Below are 22,261 nucleotides of genomic sequence, written 5' to 3' on the forward strand. Positions count from 1 at the left end.
TGTCAAAGAACCCGAAGCCGAACCGACTTCGTACGCTCACCCTCTCTCGAGAGGAACGATTTGGCACATCCCTTCGGTTGCCCGAATTCAGTGACCTTCAACACCTTCCAGAACCGTTTGGCAAGTCCCTTTCAGGACCCGCCCTTCCAGACCGGAGAGCGAAGGATTTCGTCGCCAGCGGCAGCGCCGCCGTCGTTGATGCGGTTTATAGCCATCGACCCAACACCCGTCAACACCCGAAATGCAGAAACTTCACATTCGCTGGTATTTTTCCGTTCAGCACATGAAATCAATGCTTTGCTGGAGCGACCCGCGGACCACCCGCCTCGTTGGAGCCTCGTCGAGGCCCCGTTTCACCCCCCTCCGACGAGCAAAAGACGGCCGGTTTCCGCGCTCTCACGGCCCTTCGCGACCCCCGCCGAAAGGCCCATTTCGACCCCGACCAAGGCCGCGCTTCCCGCTCTCCGGCGACGGGCTATGATCGCCCGCACCACCGGTGAACCGGTGCCCGCGCACCCATCCGGGAGCCCCACATGACCACCTTCGACTGGGGTGCCTACGATCATTACGGCTTCGCCCTGGTGGCGCTGGCCGGCACGGCCCTCGCCTGCCTCGGCCTCGGCCTGATCCTGGCGAGCCCGCGCCATCGCCCACGTCTGGCGGGTCTCGCCGGCGTCGCGCCGCCCTTCATCAACATCATCGGCGTGCTGTTCGCGCTGACCCTCGCCTTCCTCGCCAACGACACCTGGAGCGCCCACGACCGGGCGATCACCGCAGTGACCCGCGAGGCCGATGCGCTCGATGCCATCGGCGCGCTCACCCGTTCCCTGCCGGACACCACGCGTCGGCCGATCGAAGCGGCTGTCGGGGCCTATGCCGTCAGCGCCGTCGAGATCGAGTGGCCGCAACTCGCCCGTCGGGTCGCCGCCCCCGCCACCGCCGCCGCGCTCGAACGTCTCCTGACCCTCGCCGCCGATCCCGGCCTCGGCGCGCCGCTCGGACCCGCCGTCCACGCCCGCCTGTTGACCGAGGTGATGGCGGTGCGCGACGCCCGCGACCTGCGCGTCGCCCTCAGCCAGACCCACGTCAATCCGCTGAAGTGGCTGGGCATGGCCTTCCTCGGCTTCGTCACCATGCTGTCGGTGGCGGTGGTTCACGTCGAACACCCGCGCGCCGCCCTCGTCGCGATCCTGCTGTTCGCCGCCGCCGCGGCCCCGACCGCGGCGATCGTGCTGATCCAGGGCAACCCCTTCCAGCGTCCGACCACCGTCTCCGCCGCGCCGATCGCCGCGCGCATCCCGCCGGCGCCGTGACGGGCCTGGCCGAACGGCGACTTCCACACGTCGCCGGTCCGGCCGAGGAAGGATCGTTCAGACCCGCACCACGGCGGTGCCGGCCAAGCAGTCGTAAATCGGGTCGCGCTTCCGCGCGATCTGCACGGTCAGCACCAGACACCAGATCAGCGCGACGCCGGCGCCCAGGGAGAACCAGGACCAGAAGCCGCTCCACAGAGCCCCGTCCTCGCCGATCGGATTCAACGCCAGACTGACGACGACGAAACCGATCAGCGGCGCGATTCCGATCCCCATGAAGAGGTATCGGAGAAAGACCCGCTTGAACGGAACCGCGACGGCGTCGGCGCCGCTGGTGTCGATCACTCTGATCCCGAGGACGCGTCCGCCGATCGTCCGCCCGGTCCGGGCCACCGACAGCATGAGATAGGCGATCAGCACGATCGCCGTGACCCAGTCCAGGGTGACGACGTCCGCCACGCGGCCATCGGCGTCGAGCCGGTAGTGCCGTTCGAAGGTTTCGGTATGGGTTCCGGTCTTCGTCGTGCGCCCGACGACGAGCTCCGACGCCGTGGGAAAGCCGAAGAAGCTCTCGCGACAGACCATGGCGAAGTTCGAGTCCCGCGGCGGTGGCGAGGTCAAGACTTGCGATATCGCCGGCGGCCGGACACAAGTCCGCTCGACGACGCCGCCCATCTGAACGTGGCCCGCCGTTACCGCATAGAGAGCCGCCGCCAGGACGCTGATGGGCACCAGGACGACGAGGTCGTCGAGGACGAACGCCCAGAACCTGCGCCACACGCCGGCGCGGAGGAGATCGGCGAACGCGACGGATTCCTCGAACAGGACGTTCACATTCGCCCCCTACCCGAACAGACCGCACGTCGAAGGCGACGGCGAGCCGAATTGCGCCACGTCAGTTGGAATGCGACGAGTCCCAAGTCCATGATGGCGTTTCGTCGCGGGGACCCTCACCGCGAAAGACCTCCGCCGGCTGGGCACCCCCGGCAACGCCCTTCTCGGGCTCCGCCTCGGCACCATCCCGGCCCGACGACGGGAGGCACAAGGCCGGCGGATCGGGAACCCGCAGGCGTCGTTTCGAACCGCCGGCTTCATTTCACATGGATGTCGCGGTCTATCCTCTGCCCGCCATTGTAGAGAACGACGCCATCCGTGCCTTTGAAACTCGGGTCCGACGTATAGTACATTTCGACCGTCGGTTGTTTTGGATTTCCGCATCGATTCTGCGTCGTTTCACGCCGGGTGATCTTACCGTGATCGGCCTGTCCATCGACCGCAGGGTAGGACATCGTGCGGCAGTTCCATAAGGAACCGACCAAGGTCGGCTTTCCCGACTGGGCCTCCTTGGCCGGAAAGCCCGAACTGCGGGCTTCCGCAGCACCGGTGGACAGGAGGATCGCGCAGGCTAGGCCGGAGAGAAGACGCAGAAGGCAGGTCATCGTCGGGCACCTCGGGTGATGGCTGCCTCAAGGGAAGACGCAAACCAGGGGTTGTCAATGCGGTGATTCGCAGGGATTGCCCACCGCCCCGCGCAACCCGGTGTGGCAGCGTCGCATCGCACCCCGGGGATTCCCCGCGAGGCCCGCGACGACGACTCGCGACGGACACGAAACCCGCGTACGACACGTTGAAATTGCAGGACCCGAGCGGGAGGGGCAGCCGATGATCCGGGCCGACCGAGCATGTCGTCGACCCCAACCGATCGGAGCGCCAGACGCCCGGGACGGGCGGGCGCGACGGAGGAACCGGGCGATCGCCCTCGCGCTCGCTCTGGTCGGCGGACTCGCCGGTCTCCGACCGGCGGCGGCCGATGATCTCGCGGAACTGCTCTCGGGATTCCAGCGCACAGGTCTCAGCCCATCCGAATTCGGTGTTCTGTCGTCCGACGGCTCGACCGTAGCCGGGAGATACCTCTCCTGGGACGTTTTCGGCTCCGTGGCCTATGTCGACTTGCATGCCTACGTCGCCAGCGGCGGACATTTCGTCGACCTCGGGGCTCTGGGGGGTGGGGTGTACTCGAGTGCGGTCTCCGGCCTGTCCGCGGACGGGAGCGTGATCGTCGAAACGATCTTGACGTGGGCGGGAAACGAACGTGCCGTCCGATGGTCCGGAGGAATCGGCACCGATCTCGGAACCCTGGGCGGGAACGACGCCGTGGCGACCGGTGTCTCTGCCGATGGTTCCGTGGTGGTCGGTTACAGCAGCGATCGTCGCAGCGGTGACCTTGCCCGACTGCCCAAGACTCATGCTTTCCGCTGGTCCGGCGGCGTCATGACCGATCTCGGATCGCTCGGGGCCGCCAACCGCGCCACCGCGGTGTCGGCCGACGGCGCCGTCGTGATCGGCGGCATCAGCTTCGCCGACGGATCTTCCGATCCCTTCCGATGGGTCGGCGGAACGATGACCGACCTCGGCCGGTTGGGCTGGGCGAGAGGCGGCGCCTCGCTGGTCAGTGCCGACGGTTCCGTCGTCGTCGGCTGGCTGTCGTCGCAGATCTATCCTCGCTTTGTCGACGTACCTGAACATGCCTTCCGCTGGACGGGCGGAACCATGACCGATCTCGGCACCCTCGGCGGGAGCATTTCCTATGCGACCGGCCTGTCGCACGATGGATCGATCACCGTCGGCGCCAGCCGCCTGAGCGGGGACGGCGCGACCCATGCGGTGCGCTGGGTCGGCACGACGATCCAGGACCTCGGCACCCTCGGCGGGCTCGACAGCCGCGCCGCGGCGGTCTCGGCGGACGGCTCGGTGGTGGTCGGCGCGAGTGCGGTCGCCGCCGCCGCGTCGACGACCGCCTTTCGCTGGACCCAGGCGACCGGCATGGTGTCGATCCGCGATCTCCTGGCGACCGCGGGGGTGAACGTCGCCGGCTGGTCCCTGCAGACCGCCGATCTCCTGTCGGCCGACGGCCGGGTGATCGTCGGCACCGGCAGCGACCCGACCTCGAGCAACATCACATGGATCGCCGACTGCAGCCGCAGTTGCAAGGTGATCGACGCCGGGCGGTTCCGCGCGTCGATCGCCGACCTCGGCGCCCTCGGAACCACCGGCAACGCCTTTCTCGGCAACCGCCTCGACGCCGCCGCCGGCCGGATCCGCGATGCCGCCGACGGCCGCGGCCACCGGACTCAGGCCCTCACCGTCTTCGCCGAGGGCGCCTATGACAGCGACCCGGCGACGTCCGCCACCCTCGGCCTGACCGCCGATCTGCCCGGCGACCTGGTCGCCGGCGCCACCCTCGGCGGCGGCCGCGTCGACACGAACCTCGCCTGGGACGGCCGTTCACATTTCACCACCGCCGCCGGCAGCGTCTTCCTCGGCTACGCGCCGACGATCGGCCCGCAGCTCTCCGCCGCGCTGATCGGATCGCACTTCGACGGCACGGTGCGGCGCGGCTATCGCAACGGCAATTCCGGCGTCTTCTCCGAAGGCGACACCGCGGGGTCCGGCTTCGGCGCCCTCGCCCGCCTCGGCTGGACCTTCGACACCCCGTGGCCCACCACCCGGATCACCCCCTGGGCGGCGCTCGGCGCGACCCGGCTCCACACCCGCGGCTGGACCGAATCCGGCGGCCCGTTCCCGGCGGTGATCGGCGGATTCACCTCGACCGCCCCGACCGCGCGGCTCGGCTTCGACCTCCGCCGGGCGATCCCCGGCGACGGCTGGGTGACCGCCGGCCTCGCCTGGGGCCATCGCCTCGACGGCGGCAAGTCCGCCTCCCTCGGCGCGTCGCTGCCCGGGATTCTCGACGTCGATGGCCCGGGCCGCTCCACCGCCAGCGACTGGGCGGAGCTCTCGACCGGCCTCCATCTACCGCTCGCCGGCAAGGTCGCCGTCGACGGCACGATCGGCGGCCTCCTGCCGAGGACCGGTGTCGCCAGCGTCCAGACCCGCCTGGGGCTCAGTCTGACGTTCTGAGTCGGGGAAGAGATTTGTTGGGGAGCCGTGATCGTGAGATTCCAAGCCCAACAAAATCAATCACTTAGTTTTTATATATGAGATTTGGAGCGTGAATTTGAGATTCTGGAGTCATGAATATGAGATTCCAAAGCCCCAAAAAATCGGAAGAGGACCAAGCCTCTTCCTCTTTATTCTCTGACATGTTGTTTTAATTTCAAAAATAAATGTATTTTATAATTTAAATCGCCATGAAGCAATCTTTCCAAGCATTTTGCCAATAAGCATCATGCTGAATGCTTTCATTAGTCTTCACACATCATAACGCTTGAGCCGAACGGAAAAATTGGCCCTGAAGTACGCCAGGGTAGAAACGACCCTCTCGGCAATTTCCGCCGAATAGGCAGGCTCCAGTGCGACGGGGCTCCACTCGCTCTCGACCGTGACGGCGTCATCGGCAATCGTCCACGACAACGGCGCGTCGAACCGCCGTTCGATCTCGTCCCTCGCTTCGACAGCCTCTGACGCTGCTATTTGTGAGGGCGAGCCGATCGGCGTGACCTCCAGACGGCGGACGACGCGGATCGACTGCGCCTCCGTATCGAGGACGACATCGATCGAAACCTCCCGCCGAGCATCCTGAAAATTGATGATTCGATTACGAGCCGATGCCGCCAGCCCATTGGTAGGCGCGAGATTGATGAGGGTAGCGACCTCGCGGGTCACCCTCTTTATGATGGCGATGATGGGATCGCCACCGGGTTCGTCGGGTGAGCAATCCAAATTGAGTGCCTTCTTCGCGCTTTCCCGATCCACGATGGTCATTGGCGGGCGGTTCGGCGTGATGACGACCGCCTTGTTCAGGATGGAACGCGCCGCGAGGCGGTCGACGAATGTCGCCAGCGTTTCGTTCACATGATCGGCGAACAACCGAGCGGAAGCCCACTTTGCGGTGAATTCCTCGATCGCCGAGAGCGAAACCCGAGGCTTGCCACCCTCGGCTTCCATCACCTCGATCAGCCCGACATCGATGAGACGGCGGGTGGTGACTTCATTCTCCCCCACGAAAGCCCGCGCGACGAAGATCGGCATTCCTTCACCGGTCGTCCTTTGCCGTGACCGCTTGGCACGCACTGCACCGTACCGCTCGGGATAGAGAACGGCCATATCGAGTACGACGTCGCCGAACCGTTCACCGGTACGGGCCACTGCACAGCCGACACCAGCCACCAGCGCCTGCAATTGGGGCGCAGGGTTCCACCTCGATGTCGGGCATATGTCACCGATCCGCATGAGTCCGTCCGGTATGGACTCGGGATCAATCCACGGCAGACCCAGCCCTATTTCCGAGACAGCATCCATGTCGTTGCGGATGAAATGATCTGCGTAGACGCTGTTCTTCACGATCTTGGCGTAGGGGAGGATGATTGCCTCCTTCACGATCAAAGTGAACAGCGCGGGCGAGACCCCGAAATATTTTGCTGCTTCGTCTCGATTCATCAAAGACGCGGCAAAGGTCCGAATTTGATCCGCGTCAGCCGCGTTGAATGTCTCATAGGGGTTGGAACCCTGCCCCCTCGCACGGGTGCGCAGTCCCTGCTCCTCCGCAATCCTCCTGACCAGACGGGGATCGAGCCCCACCTCATGAGCGAGGTTGTCTCTATTGATGGTGAAGACGGTTTCGCTACGCCAGACATCGCGGTTGCCCTTCCAGAATATGCCCCGATGACCGGCAATCCGGTTCGCCGCATCTCGCACGATCTCCCAGACCCCGCCCGACCTGTTTTCGAGGGTGGTCTTCAGCTTCTGTCCGAACAGTCCCCAAGCCCGCGTTTCACTGGATGTCGCGATCTGATCGAGGAATGTGGAGATGGCGTCCGCACCTCCCGCGAGGGTCCGAAAACAATCCACAGCGGATCGCGGGAGCTTTCTTTCTGCCGCCGCATCCTGAAAGACGTAAATGACGTCGTATATATCACCGAGTATGGGGATTTCATCGAGAAATGGCGAGTCATGCGGATCCAAAATCCCCATTCTCTCCAGAGTATACCTCTCCAGTGAGGACGTGGGTGCAGGAATATGGCGCACATCGTCGACGGTTGTTCGATGACCGAACGGCGATACGATGCGCAGATACGCATCATCAGGGACGACCCTGTCGCCGGTGTCTGTACTCACCAGGTCACGCCCATGGATCGGGCAGCACCGAAACTGCCGGAGATCCCACCAAGATCTCTGATAATGGGCTTCGGTCCAGCATGCGGGGCAGAAGCGCCTCGGGGTCGCGGACCACTGGTCCCGCCAGAAGGTCTGCCCGAGCAGGGTGACCTGTTGGTCGGCACCAAAGCTCGGGGTCGCCGCCACCAATCGACGCTTGCCCTCATCGGAAATGGGCAGCCTCGACACGAACTGGAGACACTCCTGCGGATCGCACCGTCGAGCGTTGAGATCGAAGCGCAAAGCCATCGTGGCGGGAGAATAGTAGCCATTGAGGTCCGCGAGCGCTTCGAAGAATCGATGTGCCGCCTCCCCTTCGTAGGGGATGCGGTAGTTTTGGAGGACGGGCCGATGAATCATCGGAGCCGCCTGTCGATTTTCGATGAGTATCTGGTTGCTGTTCATTGTCGTCACCGCCTGTTGAAGGGCGCGTGATGGTCCGCGAAATTCGGATCGTCATCCTCGTCCAGAGCATCCTTACCCTTCGGCGGATCAGCGGGATCCAGGTTATTGAAAGTCACCTGCACGCCGGGAGCCTTGACGCGATCCCATACGCGGGCGAAGTGCCGAGCGCCGATCGCAGGGGCGTTGTCGTTGATGGCTTCGGCGGTCGCTCTCTTAATGAACGCCGTGAGACGCCCGATCGATCCACGTGACACCGTGAGCAGGGAGGTACAGAAGGACGGATCCTCGAGCCCCGACCGCTCCACGAACGGCAGTTCGTCATCGATCGACGAGCAGACCAACTCGAATTCCTCCCGATCCGCCTCACTGCGGTAATCGTAGTAGGGAATCAAATGATGTGGCAGCATTCCCCGTCCTTCGAGTTGACCATCCTTTCGTATCCACGTGTAGATCGAACCCATTCCGGCAGCGATTATTGATGTGTTCGCCTCGTCGAGGAGTTGACGAAGCAGCCCCCTGAACGGCAATTCGACTCTCAGGCCACCATGATCGGAAATACGATGAAATTCGTCCATGATGACCAAATTTACCTGCTGCTGCTGTAGCGTATCGATCAGGCGGTCGGTTGCCGCATGGGTATTGATCCGGCTCGAGACCGCCAGCCCGAGTCCTTTCGCCAGAGTGTCCATGACACCTCGCACGGTGCTGTCACTGGCGACCGCCATATAGACGACCGGGCTGATCATGCCCTCGTCGCCGAGCTTACGAGGAAAACGGCTCGCATAGCTCTTGAGGGCGTAGGTCTTCCCGGAACGCGGGTCACCATAGACGGCCCCGATGGTACCAAGACTGGGCGGGCCACCACGACATGGGCAGTGCATTGATGAAATGGCCTCCATCGCATCGAGGTAACGTGGCGACAGTATCTCCATGTTGTTGACCTTCGACTGGCGATCATAACGCGACATCGTCTTGTATATCGATCTATCATTCTCCGTCATGTCACGACTCCTCTTGATTGATTGTGGAAAGCGTCCGCGATGCTTCTGCCGAAAGCGCCCGCTTCCTCTCCTCCATCTTCTGTCGACGAGCATCCGGATCGACGCGATCGGGACCACGGTCATTGGAGAGCGACGGTGCTTGCTGCCGTTCTGCGTCAACGGCGTCTCGAGGGACGGCGGCAGTGAACTTGGACGCCTTCGAACTCACCTTTGGTCCCCCCTTCCGTCCGAGGGGCTTGTCCGGCTCGACACGGGGCTCGGACATCGCATTCGGATCAGCCCTCGTGATCTCGACGACCGAAGAGGGCATCCGGTACCCCGCCTCTGCGATGGGATCCTTCTGGAAAGGAGCATTCGAAGTCGAAATGCTGCTCTCCATGCGGGTGTATCCGCAGCCTTCCAAGAATCTCGCGACATGCTTATGGGTCTTCTTGACCCCCCGTTCCTTCACGAACGCGATTCCGGTCTTGATGAGTCCGGACTTCACGCGCATCAAAGCCTCGACGTCGGGTTCGTTTCCGTACAATTCACGAGCCCGCGTGACGGTGACATTGTGAACATGACGATGGAGCCCGGTCGCGTACTCGCGGTATCGGGGGGACGCCACGACCTCGATGCGCTCCCCGACGCCACCGTGCTGACGGTGGGGGTTCACGACATAAATCGAGCCGAGATCCAACGGATTGCGGACGCAGACGTATTCGGTGCCACCACCCTTTTCACCACCGAGACGATGATCCGCGTGACTTCTCAGAGCGGCCAATCCCGGCCCGTCGTAGTGAATATGGCTCCACTGAATACCAATATTTTGTATTGTTCTCTTTTCTACCTCTCCAAGGAACGCCATTATTTGATCCGCAGGGGGTGGTGGCGCGATCGGATAAGCCTTTACCTTCTCGTTCCAGACCGAAATACGCGTGCGAGCCGTGCCCGGAACGCTACCGAGCGCTTCCGTTGGGCGTCTGCTGTGCACGGCGACGATCCAGTGGAGGAGCAACCCGTCCAACTCCTCGAGCGTCACCGCCGGAAGATTGGGCCTTGCGGGATTCCCTGACTCGTAAAGCTTCCGTTCTATGGAATTCGAGTAGGTCGTACCGGGCAGGCTGTGCAGGATGTCGTCATTGAAGGTCTTGAATGCCCTTTCGACGCCACCCTTCATGTGTGGATACGCCGGCGGCATCGTAATGAGAGATATGCCGAGAGCTTCGCAGGACATCTGTAATGATGGCCCGACGAACTCTCGGCCGTTGTCGACGATCAGGCACTCGGGTGTGCCGTAACAGGGCCACTGATAAGCTTCACCGAGTGCCTTGAACCGGGTCAGATCCTTTGGTGACATTGCATCGAGGAGGGCTGCCACCACGGAGGCCGTCGATGCAGCCTCGAAACCGAGGTACCGTCCAATGATCATCCCGCTTGCACGGTCGATGACCGACGTCAGATATGGACGCCCGAGATAGATACCGCCATAGCCGATGACGATGATGTCCAGTAGACCGTGATCGATCTCCACCTCTTGCAAGACTCGAGAAGGCCGAATCGTCTGTTGATAGGTCCGATAACGCAACTCTGCCCAACGCCGTCCAACTCTGAAACTATCTCGAGCAAACCGATTGACTGCCTTGCAGTACGTCGCGAACGTCTTCGCGTGTGGTGCATTGAGATTTGTGACATCTGCTTGCGGGTTTTCAGCCAGAATGGCCTTCTTGGCATCATCGAGCCGCGTCCAGAGCGACGCATATGCGCGATCCTTACTGATGTTGGACCGCATCCACACGCTTACGGCGTTTTGTATTTCTGTCCGAACCAACGGATGGAAGGCTACGGCGCGCCCCGGATTGAAGCCTCGCTTATCGATCAGCTTTTCCGCCACGAAAGCCTGCTCGGTGTGTTCGTAGGCATACAGCCACTTGAGAACCGTACTGGCGGCAGGGGCACTGCTCCCGTCACGGAGTGCCGCGTGGGCAGCATCGATGATCGGCTTCACACCCTTTGCGGTTCTGGTCAGCACGTACCCCGGGCGGACACCGGCATCTGACACGGGCGTCCCATAGATCGCCGCATTGATGTAATAGAGCTTCCGATGGAAACTCTTCTTGTGTGTATCCGATGTGGTCAGAACTCTTGTGACCCCCTCCAACGGCTCGTCACGTACGCCCGTGTTGATGAAGGCGAGATCTCCCTTCCACCACAATCGTGCGATTTCCTGATCGGTGAGGTCGACAGGAACCCCGGTATCGATCGCTATGAAGGCAACCTTCTTTTCGTAACGGCACATCACGACATGGACTTGTCCATTGAACTTGACACGGTCGTGTTGCTTGAGATCGAAGCGTACCGGCTCGATCTTCTCCTCGACGAAATTGTATGAGTAGGGGATGAGCGCGTTCATTCGATCGCCCCCCAGATCACCCGGGTCTCGTAGGTGATGGGCAAGGTCGGATCGAAGTCGACCTCCCCCCACAGAGCGAGATTCATCAGGGCTGCGAAACCGAGATCTTGGCAGTCGGGGCTCTGGATGCCCGAAACGGCGATCAACTCACGGATGGTGGCCGGCGGTTGATACGTCGCCAACACCATGCGCATACGACGCAAGGCGTCTTCACCGTCTGCGGAGCGGTACCGATATCGATAGCGCAACATGATTTCGGAGTTCGACAGCGCGGGCTGAGCATTGATATCCCACTCCGTCTTCACGATGAATCCGATGCCGTGATCGACTTCATAAGCGTCTTGAATGAAGGGGCGGTGGCTCTTCCAATATGGCTTGTTGGCGAAGAATTCCGCCTTTGCTTCGACAACGACGATTCGACCGTCACGATACCGAACGGTGATATCGGGTGTGTAGATCGCCGAACTGTGATCGTGTGGGCTCGTTGGGATGCGATACTTCAATTGGTGAGATTCGACCGCAAATTCGAGCACATCCTTGTCTGCGCTGAGAAGGCGACGGCACCGCAATTCGAGAATGCTGCGAAACAGCGTACGTCCGAGGCACTTGTAGTCCCCACCCACGCCGTCGAGCGCCCGCCCACGATTCCACAACGGCGGGTTCCGCATCGGGACTGCGTTGGCATGCAGGCCGAGATCGGCTGGGCTGATGGTGGACTGGGGCATGACCGATGTTCCCGCTGTTCGGCACATTGCCTTCGGGCACACAACTCACCCTTCGGCCTCCACGAGTGGGTGGAAGTCGATTGATCGAGTTGATGTCGAGGGCTGTCTGTCGCCGGGTCCGTTGATCAGACTCGCTCGCGCCCACCACGACATCCTCGGAGGGACGTCGCATCATGTGGGGTTCGGGAGTTGATCGAGGGGCCTGTGCGACCGTCGCTCGGATCGAACGTCGACTGCTACGTGGGCGTAACAGCAGACGGATTCGGAGCGAACGGTTTGACCTCACCGCATGCGGGGGGAGGCCAAAGAAGAACACGGCATGAGACGATGGGGGGCATGAAGAATCTCCAACTGATCGGGCCACACGAAATCGTCGGATGACGAGTTCATGTAGAGACTCCTCGCGTCGACCGACTCGAGTTGCCTCACGTCAGCAGTGTTCACCCGCGAAGGCATCGTTGCCCTCTATGGATAAAACTGTCGGACCCAAATACTGGTGCAAATCTGGCGCACCGGCATAAAATGTGGAGATTCCAGCAATGATCGGAGCATCGCCGGAATCGCGATTGATGTCCAGGTTCAAAATTTGGGTGGGAGGCAAAGAAATTTATATATAGTTAACGTTTCACAAACATTTGGCTCTCCCCACGACGATGCACCATCCATCAGACATCAGCGGTCTTTCTGCTTTCACAGGAGGTCGCGGTACGTCGCGTGCTGCGATCTGCATATCGGACGAGGGCAGCAATTTCGGCAGCATCGAGATAACGGCGCACCTCAAGAGCGGTGGCGACCCGCTCGATCGCCTTTCGATGACGTCGAACGAGGCGCGTGGACACGACTTCGAGACGGCGAAGATCGCGCTCCACCGTCAGCCGCAGGGCGGGATCGAAATTTCCAAGCTGTGGTGCTTGGGCTGGTGGCGCACGAAAGAGAAGTGTCGTCCCCAGCGCCCACGATGCGTGGACCCAGTAGAGCAGCGCGCTCGCCTGAGCCAAGTCGGAAGTCTGCTCGCCTCCTGCACCCGAGGAGACCGTTCCGATCAGGACCGCCTCGGCGCAGCGGCCCGCCAAAAGTGTCACGACCGTCTGCTCCACTGAAGCGAGGTCGACAATGGGCGGCAAACCCTGAATTCTGGTCTGGCCACCACTCTGTGATCCGCAGGCGAGACTCGCCGACGTGACGCTCGTAAGGAGTTGTACGTGGGCCAAAACTGCGTGCGCCGCCTCGTGAACGGCAACGCGATGAATCGATTCCGGGGCGCGCGTGTCGGGAGGCAAGAGAGCGCCGACCAAATCCCCGATGATGATCGCCCGACCAGCATGACGTGCAGTACGCTTGGCGCGTCTCACCGCCTCCATTGCATCGGCCCCGGTCATGCCGGAGACCATCCGCGTCCACGGCATCAAGTCGACGTCAGCCAGATCTGAACCGAGGTGGTGATGCAGAATTTCGGCGAGACCAGCGGCGTCGGGCGGGCCGAGATACACAGTCTTTTCGAGGCGTCCGGGACGCAGGACGGCGGGGTCGAGACGCTCGATCGCATTTGTCGCCCCGACGATGATGATGCCGTCAGTCGATCCGACGGCACCGTCGACCAGTGATAGAAAATCATTGACGAGTGACACCCACCAATCACGATTGTGGGGATCCAACGTCGAACGATTTGGAAGTGAATCGATTTCGTCGAGGAAGAGTATACAAGGAGCTAGTGCTCTGGCGCGAGCAAACAAGTCATGCTGAAACTTGATCACCGCCCCGAGATGCCCGTCTGTCGACGAGAAAAACTCACCGATGGATGCGACGATTGTCGGAAGACCACAGGCATTTCCCAATATTCTGGCGAACAAAGTCTTGCCGACACCGGGCGGGCCATGAAGGACAACACCACGGTCGACGTCAGCCCATCCAATCTTCCCAGCCCTCACGTCGGCGATGTCGCGCGCCAGTGTCAAACCCCAAGTGCGCGCGTCACCGAAGGTGCGCATCGAACGCAGGTCGGGGAGGCGGTCGTCAGCCCCGACACGAAACACGGTCTGCCGTAAGGCACGCAAGCGAAACACCGCATCAGCAGCCGACCCCGTCGGACGGAGAGCAGACAAAACCTGCCGATAAGACAACCCTGAAACGTCGCCGTCACAAAAATCGCGTGGAGGTCGACCGGATAAACATGCGCGCATGACACGACGAATGATGTGTGCGCCGGGCGTGGGAACATGAATGGTGACGTCTGCCGCAGACACGAGGATTGCCGGTAACGCCGTCGGGTCGGCGGTGATACCGATGACGGTCCTCCCTTCGGCGAGCGCATCGACGGAGTCCGCCTCCGCCTCTGCCAACGCACCCGGAGTCCTCCGTTCAGAGCCGTCGCGGGTGACGATGTGGTAGGTGCCGGCACCGAACGGCGTCATGCGACCGATGGTCTTCTTGATCGCCCCGACGTAATCAGACGACGGCACAATAACGAGAAAACAGGTGGCCCCGCGCTGTGCGATCCGGCGTCTGGTCGCCTTGTCGAGGGCCGCACCCAACAGAAGGTCGGGTAAGACGGACGAGACAGAAGGACGAGCGGGCGCGGTGACGTCAGGCCGATCATCGCCACCATCGGGCGCGAATTCATCGTCACCGGATTCGTCACCGGAATCGATGATCACATCAAAGATCCGCTTGGCCATTTGTCAGCACTCCCCATGCGTGGAGGCAACACGGCGACCGAGACGGTAATAGCGGGAAAGCGTCCGCGCCCACCCGGCCGCCTCATCGATCGCCCAAAGGCCGGAAGTGGCAATTTCCGAATGCGTGCCGAACCGGGGATGATGGCTCACCTCCCCCGTGAGGCAGACGTCGAGGCGCGGTATTGCCTCCCATTCATCGAGAACAGGGGCCATAGACAAGGTCGACGCGGAAGGCCCACCCTCGAGAACGAGGTTTTCGATATCGTCGGCAAGACAACGGAGATGGAGGACGACGTCGGTGGGGTCGGCGAGAAAACGAATGGACATGGCGATCTCGGAAGTCGTGTCCCGAGATCGCACTCTTCGCGTCTCAGGACGGTGAACAGAATTGTGGACGAGTCATTGATGATGAGTGATCCGGTTTTTTGGTCATGATGACGAAGCCTCTGAGTTTGTGATCGCGAACTTCATTGAACGGCATGATTTCCGTTTTTTTGATCCGGACCTCGGGCTTGAAAGATTTGCGTGGTGATTTGAAGAGGCAGATTGATGCCGTGAGGAAATACGATCGAGGGCGACCATGACGGCATTTTCCGTGGTCGGCGAGCGTCGAGATGGTGGCGACGACACGACCGGCGATCGTCGGACGGATGTCGACGATGCGATAGAAGCAGGGGATGTGTGTGGAAGAGGTGGACATGAAGAGGGCTCAGAATATGCCGCTCTCGTGTCGACCCTGTCCGGGTTGGCGTCAGGCGATGTGTGAGCGGACGAGACACACCGACGGACACCGCGTCTTTGCGGATTTCGCCCGAACGGCAGGACTCCAGGCCCGAAGGGTGAATATCGTAATCATGAAGCCAACATGCCGGATACCCGGAGAAGTTGCAATACAAACCGGGAACAAATTTTTCATGAGTTCGTAATCATGGTTAACGGGGGACTAATGACCGCAGGAGGTGAGCGCCGGATTGCCTGATTTCGCCGTGCGTGCAACCCTCCCCACACTCGTGGGTCGTGAACACGTCATGCTTCCGTCGCCATCATCTAAAGATCCGGTAACGTCGGAGGACAATCGCGAGGAATGAGGCAAACACGCTTTGATGATGTCGGTGTCTTCTGCAGGTGGGTCGGTTCCATCGAGTTGTTTTTCGGATGGGGCACCCATGTTGCTTGCAACATCAAAGGTGATGCCGGTATCTATATATGGAGATCATGCAGACGATTCGGTGTGCATGCCGGATGCTTGTTCCCGATCACTCACGATCAGGACTCGTGTCGCGTCACTACAAGGGCGATCGATGCCGACTCCAGCCGTGAGTGATCCATTGGACATGCCGAACGGAAGCCCGTCAGTGCAGAGTGATGTCGTTTCACTCGACCATTCTTCAAAGGAACGGTCGACGATGCGCTCGTCATCAACCTCGGGCCGTCGTGTCGGAAGACGATCACACGACATGGACCTCGGTGGCGATCGATATACCCTTTCCCTCACGGCTGGCGGTGGCCTTCAGCCCGAACAGAGTGCCGTGCTCGCCATGATCCACAGAGACGGCGAGGCGTGGTGCTCCACTGTCGATCGGGCCTTCGCCGAGGGGTGCCTGCATCCCGACACCAAGACCGCCCACCGTGTCGCGAGTGAAATCGCCGTACGGCTGGATGCGTTGTCACAGGAGGAGCGAGGGCTGCTCATCAAGGCCAATCCCTCCGACCAAACCATGATCCTCTGGCTCGCGGCATGTCGGGCCTATCGGATCGTCGGTGAATTTGCCGTGGAGGTCGTCTCCGATCGCCATCAGGTGTTTCGTACCGATCTGAGCCCTCTGGATTTCGATGTCTTCTTTGAAGCCAAATCCATTTCATCGGTGAAGCTACAGACGGCGGCAAAGTCCACGCGCGCCAAGATCCGCAGTCTGGTTTTTCGATTCATGAGAGAGGCTGGGATCATTTCGGCGGACGGCAGGATTCACGGTGTGCTGCTGACGCCGGCAATTTACGAGATCCTCCGTAATCGTCCACGCGATCAACGATATTTTCCCAACCATTGGCGAAGACTCTGAGGCCCGACATGGTGTTGACCGGCAACGACTTCGATCCGAAGGCTCGTGAAGAACACCTCTTCACCGTTCTGTCGAGCAATCGGTTCTTGAAGATGGAGGGCATCGGCCGTGAGGTGCCGTTCTTCATCAACCCCTATCCGCCGGCTGTATCGACCGACATGGATCAGATCCGTGAAGGGCTGAAGCGGCGGCTCGAGAACCTCGGCATCCGCATCGCCGACGTCAATCTCTACGACCTCTCGATCGGGATCCTTCATGATCGGGGCATCTTCGACCAGGTGGTCGAGAACGAGGGCTCCTTCGACAAGGCCGAACTGCTCGAGACGTTTCAGGGTGTCCTCGATCCGGCAGAACACCTCATCCCCGCAATCACCCGTGAACTCGCCGATGGCGATCATCGGGTGCTTTTCTTGTCCGGCATCGGTGAGGTCTACCCCTACATTCGGGCGCACAGCATTCTGAACAACCTACAGAGTGCGGTCAAAGCCATCCCGACGCTCTTGTTCTTCCCGGGCACCTACACGCAGACCATGGCAAATGGTGCGTCATTGGTGCTGTTCGGAAGAGAAGACCTTCATGACGATAAATACTATCGTGCCTTCAATATCCTCTACTGTCAGGGTGACGAGCAATGACCTCTCTCCGCGAGATATTCAAGCGCCCTATCGACCGACCGATCGAGGGGGTCATCAAGGCGGATGACGAGGTCGGGCTGCGTCTCGAGATCGAGGAATATGTCCTCACCAACGAGATCGAGCGCAACCTCGGTCGTTTCCTGAATGCCTACAACGACTACACCAACGCCAATGGCGTCTGGATCTCGGGCTTCTTCGGCTCGGGTAAATCGCATCTCCTGAAGATGCTGGCCTATGTCCTCGAGAACCGTGACGTGGATGGCACGCCTGCATTCGACCTCTTCGTCAAAGGCGGCTTGGGCGATGCCGTGTTGAAGGCCGATCTCGAAAAAGCGATCCGCATTCCATCGAAGAGCATCCTGTTCAACATCGACCAGAAGTCCGACATCATCGCAAAGACCCAGATCGACGCCCTTCTCTCGGTGTTCCAGAAGGTCTTCGACGAGATGTGCGGCTACTATGGCAAGCAGTCTTACATTGCCCGTTTCGAGCGCGACCTCGAAGGGCGCGGGGAACTGACAGCCTTCAAGGTCGAGTACGAGAAGATCGCCGGCAGGCCGTGGGAGCGCGGACGCGAGCAAGCACCGCTCGAAGGCTCCAACATCGACAAGGCATATGCCGCAGCGACCGGGGCGTCGGACGATGACGTGAAGGACGTCCTGCGTCGATATCGCTCCGAGATGCGTCAATCGATCGAGGGTTTTGCCGCCGATGTCCGGGCTTGGCTCGATACACAGAAACCGGGCTTCCGACTGAACTTCTTCGTCGACGAAGTCGGGCAGTACATCGCCGACAACACCAAGCTGATGACCAACCTCCAGACCATCGCCGAGAGCTTGGCGACCAAATGCCGTGGGCAGGCTTGGATCATCGTGACGGCCCAGCAGGAGATGAAGAGCGTCATCGGCGACATGACGCAGAGCCAGCACAACGACTTCTCGAAAATTCAAGCGCGGTTTGCGAATCGGATACCGCTCAACAGTCAGGATGTCGCCGAGGTTATTCAACGGCGTTTGCTGGAAAAGACGGCGGACGGACGCCTCGCTCTCATCGATCTCTATCATGACAATCAATCGAATTTCGGGACGCTGCTCGACTTCACCGACGGCGGTCGTCGCTATACGCATTTCAAAGACAGTGATGCTTTCATCGCGAGCTACCCGTTCGTTCCGTATGAATACGAACTGTTCCAAGACGCGATCAAAAGTCTTTCCGAACACAACGCCTTCGAGGGGCGTCACAGTTCGGTCGGCGAACGCTCCATGCTCGGCGTTTTCCAATCCGTCGCCGTCGCCAATGCTACGTCCGAGGTGGGGAAGCTTGCGACCTTCGATCAGATGTTCGATGCGATCTCGGCTGTCCTGAAGGGGAACGTCCAATCAGCAGTAGCTTCGGCCAAACAAGATAATCTCGTCGATGAATTTGCTCTTCGGGTTTTGAAAGCCCTCTTCCTCGTCAAGTATGTGAAAACGTTCCGCCCGACGGTCCACAATGTCGGCATCCTGCTTCTCGACCGATTGGACGCGGACCTCACCAATCATCGCCGGAAAGTCGAAGAGGCTCTGGCACTCCTCGAACAGCAGATCTACATCCAGCGTAATGGTGATGCCTACGAGTTCCTAACCGACGAAGAAAAGGACGTCGAGGAGGAAATCAAGAGCGTCGACATCGACTCCACCGAGTTCATGGTCGCGGTGAAAGAGGTTCTCTTTGGTGTCGGGTTCAAGAACAACATAAAGCATGCAAATTCTGGGCAGGACTTTCAATATTCGAGCAAGGTAGACAACCAATTGTTCGGCCGCGAGTACGCGGTCGGCATCAATATGCTGACGGAATACGAGATCGTTGGTGATCTCAATGCCGTCGCTGCCCGAAGTGTGGCTTGTGACGACCTTTTGGTCGTGATCCCACAGGACTCCCGTTTCAATTCCGATGTCAAACTCTACAAGCAGACTCTGAAGTATCTGCAGCAGGCCAGCGATTCGAATATCAAGGATTCGGTCAAGAGAATTCGTGAAGATCGCGCGAGGCAAAACAACGATCGCCTTCAGGACATCAAAACGAGGGCCAGCCAACTCGTTGGTTCTGCTCGCTTCTTCGCGCGTGGTTCCGAGATCGAGGTCAAGGGTTCCGACGCGGCTGTTCGCGTCGACACCGCATTTCAGACGCTGGTGGACAAGGTCTACACCAGCCTGTCGCTTCTTCGAAGCGTGACCTACACCGATGCGCAGATCGCAGAGTTTGCCAAGAAGCAACCGACCGTCTTCGACACCGAACTCACCGAGGCTGAACGCGAGATCATCGCATACGCTCAGACCATCGCATCGGAGGGAAATCGCACCTACGCACGCGGAATCGTCGAGCATTTCACCGGGAAGCCCTACGGCTGGGAGCCGACGGCAATTCTGTGCCTGACGGCGGGGCTTGTCGCCCGTCGTAAGCTTCAAGCCTCTCTGTCGGGAAGCCCGGTCGAAGGCGATCGGTTGGTGAAAGCTCTGAAGAGCAGGGAAGAGCGGTCGACCCTTTTCTTCGACATCCAGACCGAGTTCACGCCTGCGCAGGTGCGCGACCTCAAAACGTTCATGGCGACGTTCTTCGATGGACAGCCGACCTCGAACGACGGCAAGGCGCTCGGTGAAGAGGCCAAGGCGAAATTCGAAAAGCTCGTGATCGAGTTGGCTGGTTACATCAGACAACCGGCGACATATCCATTCATGGTCACCCTGACTAGTCTCGGGGAGAAGACCACTCAAATTTCAAAGAAACCTCCCGATTGGTTGCTTACTGAGTTCGCCGACACTGAAAAAGATGATCTTCTGGCGTTGAAAGAGGAGAACCTCGACCGTGTCCGGACATTCTTGTCAGGCAGTCAGAAGATTATTTTCGACAGTGCGTGGACGTTGATGGCGAATGAGAGTTCAAATCTTCTCTACGTCAATCAAGATGACGTAAAGAAATTGGAAGAACGTCTTCTCGATCCAAATTGTTTAAATAGTAATGGCATAAGAGATATCAAAAACTACAGTGATAAAATTCGGGAGAAGCTGTTCGTAATCATTGCTGAAGAACGAAAGGCTGCGACAGACGCGATTAACCAGAAGTCACAATCGCTCTTCGACGACAAGGCATTCGCAACGATACCAGAAGCACGGAAGACGGAAGTGCGTGCGTTGGTCGCGAAGGAACTGACTATTGTAAAGGACGAGAAGCTCATCGCTGTCATACGCAATCGTGTGACGCATTTCAACGACGAGGTGTTTCCGCGCATTACGGAAACTGTCTTGGCATCAGTTCCGATCGAAGAACCTCCGGCACCACTTGCCCCGCCGATCAAGTCCGATGTTGTGGCCACCCCACCTGATGGTGAGGGCAAGGCTGAACCTCCGAAGGCAAAGGGGCTCGGTGGCGGAGACACGTTGGTCATCACCCCGCCGCTTGTTCCGCGCCCTCCGAAGATGGTGGCGATTTCACGGATCAAGCCGTCAATTTCGAAGCCCTATCTTTCCGATGAGAGTGACGTCGATCTCTATGTCGATGAACTCCGTCGTAGCCTCATGGTCGAGATTGCCGCAGGTAAGAGGATTTCGCTCTGATGGACACCAACGCGCTGAAGACCTTCGCCAAGGACGCCCGCCGTTCACTGATTGCCCAGATCGGAGCGAAGTTGACGCATGTCCTCGCCGAAGGCTCGCCCGAGAGGCGCGAGAATCCCTCTGCCATCGGTACGCTCGAGGCGCTGGTGAAGGAGCAGGGTAAGGAGCAGGTCGTCGAGAAAGTCTCCTACACGTGGTTCAATCGACTCTCTGCCCTCCGGTTCATGGATGCCAACGGCTACAACGCGATCAAGGTCGTCAGTCCGTCAGACAGCGGAACACGTCCGGAGATTCTCACTGAGGCGATCGATGGAAACACCGACAAGGAGCTTTCGGAGCGGACCAAGGAGCGTGTTCAGGCGATCCTGAGTGGACGGGAGGCGTCCAAAGACCCGCACGGCGAAGCCTATCGGCTTCTGTTGGTCGCTACCTGCAACAAGCTCAATACCGTGATGCCATTCATGTTCGAACGCATCGCAGACTACACGGAGCTTTTGCTCCCCACCGACCTTCTATCGAGCGACGGCATAGCGTCTCAATTGCGGAACGTCATGACCGTTGATGCCTGCAAAGACGTCGAAGTCATCGGCTGGTTGTATCAGTTCTATATCTCTGAAAAGAAAGATGATGTATTCGATGGGTTGAAGAAAAACATCAAAATCACGGCCGAGAATATACCCGCCGCGACTCAACTTTTCACGCCCCATTGGATCGTTCGGTATCTGGTCGAAAATTCACTCGGGCGGTTATGGTTGCTTAATCACCCATCTTCTGCGCTCGCCAAGAAAATGGACTATTATATCACTCCGGAAGACACGGAGACTGACTTCCTACGCATTTCTAGCCCTGAAGAAATCCGCATCTGCGATCCCGCATGCGGTTCGGGGCACATGCTGACCTACGCGTTCGATCTCCTGCACGTGATCTATGAGGAAGAGGGTTACGACACGAACGATATTCCGGGTCTGATCCTCGCCAACAACCTCACTGGCATCGAGATTGACGACCGCGCTGGGGCGTTGGCCGCGTTTGCGCTGGCGATGAAGGCGGCTCAATATCTGGGGTGGGATAAATTCCAGAGAATGACGGCACAACCTAATGCGCGCTTCGCTGAATCCGGACAGCCATTCCGCTAATTCCCGGACAGCGTTTCCGCTAAAGTCCGGACAGTTTTGACGGGGTGGTCCTCGGGTGCCTCGTTTTCGTCAGGGGTTATAGGTTTCGCCGTTTTCGGCGGGGGTCAAGAGGGGCGAGGCCCTTTGCTTGCGCATGCTGTCGCCGGCCAGTTCGATGCGGTGGGCGTTGTGGACGAGGCGGTCGAGCACGGCGTCGGCGACGGTATTGT

17 protein-coding genes are annotated in these 22,261 nt (G+C 59.9%); 7 read left to right on the top strand and 10 right to left on the bottom strand.

Going from position 1 to position 22,261, the window contains the following annotated elements; translation table 11 throughout:
- Positions 1-287 (top strand): hypothetical protein (locus EYW49_RS23310; RefSeq protein ID WP_206365526.1); only part of this gene is annotated, 287 nt, incomplete at its 5' end.
- Between the two features lie 246 nt (positions 288-533).
- Entirely contained in the window at positions 534-1,313 is a 780-nt protein-coding gene (locus EYW49_RS21210) for a bestrophin-like domain (protein ID WP_131311631.1), read from the top strand.
- A gap of 57 nt (positions 1,314-1,370) precedes the next feature.
- Here the strand turns inward: EYW49_RS21210 and EYW49_RS21215 are convergent, their stop codons facing one another.
- Positions 1,371-2,147, bottom strand: a complete 777-nt coding sequence (locus EYW49_RS21215; protein WP_131311632.1) for an RDD family protein — start codon at positions 2,145-2,147, stop codon at positions 1,371-1,373.
- Between the two features lie 257 nt (positions 2,148-2,404).
- Entirely contained in the window at positions 2,405-2,752 is a 348-nt protein-coding gene (locus EYW49_RS21220; protein WP_131311633.1) for a hypothetical protein, read from the bottom strand.
- Positions 2,753-2,975: 223 nt separating this feature from the next.
- On the opposite strand from EYW49_RS21220, the gene EYW49_RS21225 reads away from it, so the two are divergent.
- Positions 2,976-5,234, top strand: a complete 2,259-nt coding sequence (locus EYW49_RS21225; RefSeq protein WP_131311634.1) for an autotransporter domain-containing protein — start codon at positions 2,976-2,978, stop codon at positions 5,232-5,234.
- A 291-nt stretch (positions 5,235-5,525) separates the two neighbouring features.
- Here the strand turns inward: EYW49_RS21225 and EYW49_RS21230 are convergent, their stop codons facing one another.
- The 7 genes from EYW49_RS21230 to EYW49_RS21260 form a co-directional block, all read right to left on the bottom strand.
- A complete protein-coding gene (locus tag EYW49_RS21230; RefSeq protein WP_131311635.1) occupies positions 5,526-7,835 on the bottom strand; it encodes a TniQ family protein in 2,310 nt (769 codons plus the stop codon).
- A gap of 5 nt (positions 7,836-7,840) precedes the next feature.
- Positions 7,841-8,803 (bottom strand): ATP-binding protein, encoded by a 963-nt coding sequence (locus EYW49_RS21235; protein ID WP_206365527.1) that lies wholly within the window; start codon positions 8,801-8,803, stop codon positions 7,841-7,843.
- A 34-nt stretch (positions 8,804-8,837) separates the two neighbouring features.
- The gene (locus EYW49_RS21240) at positions 8,838-11,228 is read right to left on the bottom strand and encodes a DDE-type integrase/transposase/recombinase (RefSeq protein ID WP_131311637.1); all 2,391 of its coding nucleotides are present in this window, start codon (positions 11,226-11,228) and stop codon (positions 8,838-8,840) included.
- Positions 11,225-11,953, bottom strand: a complete 729-nt coding sequence (locus EYW49_RS21245) for a hypothetical protein (protein ID WP_131311638.1) — start codon at positions 11,951-11,953, stop codon at positions 11,225-11,227. Before EYW49_RS21245 ends, EYW49_RS21240 begins: the two co-directional genes overlap by 4 nt.
- 665 nt (positions 11,954-12,618) lie before the next feature.
- On the bottom strand, positions 12,619-14,628 hold the full coding sequence (locus tag EYW49_RS21250; RefSeq protein ID WP_131311639.1) for an AAA family ATPase: 2,010 nt from the start codon (positions 14,626-14,628) through the stop codon (positions 12,619-12,621).
- A 3-nt stretch (positions 14,629-14,631) separates the two neighbouring features.
- On the bottom strand, positions 14,632-14,955 hold the full coding sequence (locus tag EYW49_RS21255; RefSeq protein WP_131311640.1) for a DUF6634 family protein: 324 nt from the start codon (positions 14,953-14,955) through the stop codon (positions 14,632-14,634).
- Between the two features lie 43 nt (positions 14,956-14,998).
- Positions 14,999-15,328 carry a hypothetical protein gene (locus EYW49_RS21260; RefSeq protein WP_131311641.1) on the bottom strand — a complete coding sequence of 110 codons (330 nt, stop codon included), beginning with the start codon at positions 15,326-15,328 and terminating at the stop codon, positions 14,999-15,001.
- A 757-nt stretch (positions 15,329-16,085) separates the two neighbouring features.
- On the opposite strand from EYW49_RS21260, the gene EYW49_RS23140 reads away from it, so the two are divergent.
- Genes EYW49_RS23140 through EYW49_RS21280 form a run of 4 tightly spaced genes read left to right on the top strand, consistent with a single transcriptional unit; the run spans position 16,086 to position 22,052 of the window.
- Positions 16,086-16,688 carry a BrxA family protein gene (locus EYW49_RS23140; protein WP_165498366.1) on the top strand — a complete coding sequence of 201 codons (603 nt, stop codon included), beginning with the start codon at positions 16,086-16,088 and terminating at the stop codon, positions 16,686-16,688.
- An 8-nt stretch (positions 16,689-16,696) separates the two neighbouring features.
- Entirely contained in the window at positions 16,697-17,323 is a 627-nt protein-coding gene (locus tag EYW49_RS21270) for a DUF1788 domain-containing protein (RefSeq protein WP_131311643.1), read from the top strand.
- Positions 17,320-20,916 (top strand): BREX system P-loop protein BrxC, encoded by a 3,597-nt coding sequence (gene brxC / locus EYW49_RS21275; RefSeq protein ID WP_131311644.1) that lies wholly within the window; start codon positions 17,320-17,322, stop codon positions 20,914-20,916. The genes EYW49_RS21270 and brxC overlap by 4 nt, the downstream gene beginning before the upstream one ends.
- Positions 20,916-22,052, top strand: coding sequence for a DNA methyltransferase (locus EYW49_RS21280; protein ID WP_131311645.1), 1,137 nt, complete (start codon positions 20,916-20,918; stop codon positions 22,050-22,052). Before brxC ends, EYW49_RS21280 begins: the two co-directional genes overlap by 1 nt.
- A 69-nt stretch (positions 22,053-22,121) precedes the next feature.
- On the opposite strand, the gene EYW49_RS21285 is transcribed toward EYW49_RS21280, so the two are convergent.
- A partial coding sequence (locus EYW49_RS21285; RefSeq protein ID WP_228259705.1) for an ATP-binding protein occupies positions 22,122-22,261 on the bottom strand: 140 nt, incomplete at its 5' end.

The organism is Siculibacillus lacustris, from assembly GCF_004328075.1.
GTDB classification, from domain to species: Bacteria; Pseudomonadota; Alphaproteobacteria; order Rhizobiales; family Ancalomicrobiaceae; genus Siculibacillus; species Siculibacillus lacustris.

Excerpts from the sequence above, each read along its gene's own strand:
- EYW49_RS21210 (WP_131311631.1), top strand. The coding sequence starts at position 534 with ATGACCACCTTCGACTGGGGTGCCTACGATCATTACGGCTTCGCCCTG.
- EYW49_RS21220 (WP_131311633.1), bottom strand. The coding sequence starts at position 2,752 with ATGACCTGCCTTCTGCGTCTTCTCTCCGGCCTAGCCTGCGCGATCCTC.
- EYW49_RS21225 (WP_131311634.1), top strand. The coding sequence starts at position 2,976 with ATGATCCGGGCCGACCGAGCATGTCGTCGACCCCAACCGATCGGAGCG.
- EYW49_RS21230 (WP_131311635.1), bottom strand. The coding sequence starts at position 7,835 with ATGAACAGCAACCAGATACTCATCGAAAATCGACAGGCGGCTCCGATG.
- EYW49_RS21235 (WP_206365527.1), bottom strand. The coding sequence starts at position 8,803 with ATGTCGCGTTATGATCGCCAGTCGAAGGTCAACAACATGGAGATACTG.
- EYW49_RS21240 (WP_131311637.1), bottom strand. The coding sequence starts at position 11,228 with ATGAACGCGCTCATCCCCTACTCATACAATTTCGTCGAGGAGAAGATC.
- EYW49_RS21245 (WP_131311638.1), bottom strand. The coding sequence starts at position 11,953 with ATGCCCCAGTCCACCATCAGCCCAGCCGATCTCGGCCTGCATGCCAAC.
- EYW49_RS21250 (WP_131311639.1), bottom strand. The coding sequence starts at position 14,628 with ATGGCCAAGCGGATCTTTGATGTGATCATCGATTCCGGTGACGAATCC.
- EYW49_RS21255 (WP_131311640.1), bottom strand. The coding sequence starts at position 14,955 with ATGTCCATTCGTTTTCTCGCCGACCCCACCGACGTCGTCCTCCATCTC.
- EYW49_RS21260 (WP_131311641.1), bottom strand. The coding sequence starts at position 15,328 with ATGTCCACCTCTTCCACACACATCCCCTGCTTCTATCGCATCGTCGAC.
- EYW49_RS23140 (WP_165498366.1), top strand. The coding sequence starts at position 16,086 with ATGGACCTCGGTGGCGATCGATATACCCTTTCCCTCACGGCTGGCGGT.
- EYW49_RS21270 (WP_131311643.1), top strand. The coding sequence starts at position 16,697 with ATGGTGTTGACCGGCAACGACTTCGATCCGAAGGCTCGTGAAGAACAC.
- brxC (WP_131311644.1), top strand. The coding sequence starts at position 17,320 with ATGACCTCTCTCCGCGAGATATTCAAGCGCCCTATCGACCGACCGATC.
- EYW49_RS21280 (WP_131311645.1), top strand. The coding sequence starts at position 20,916 with ATGGACACCAACGCGCTGAAGACCTTCGCCAAGGACGCCCGCCGTTCA.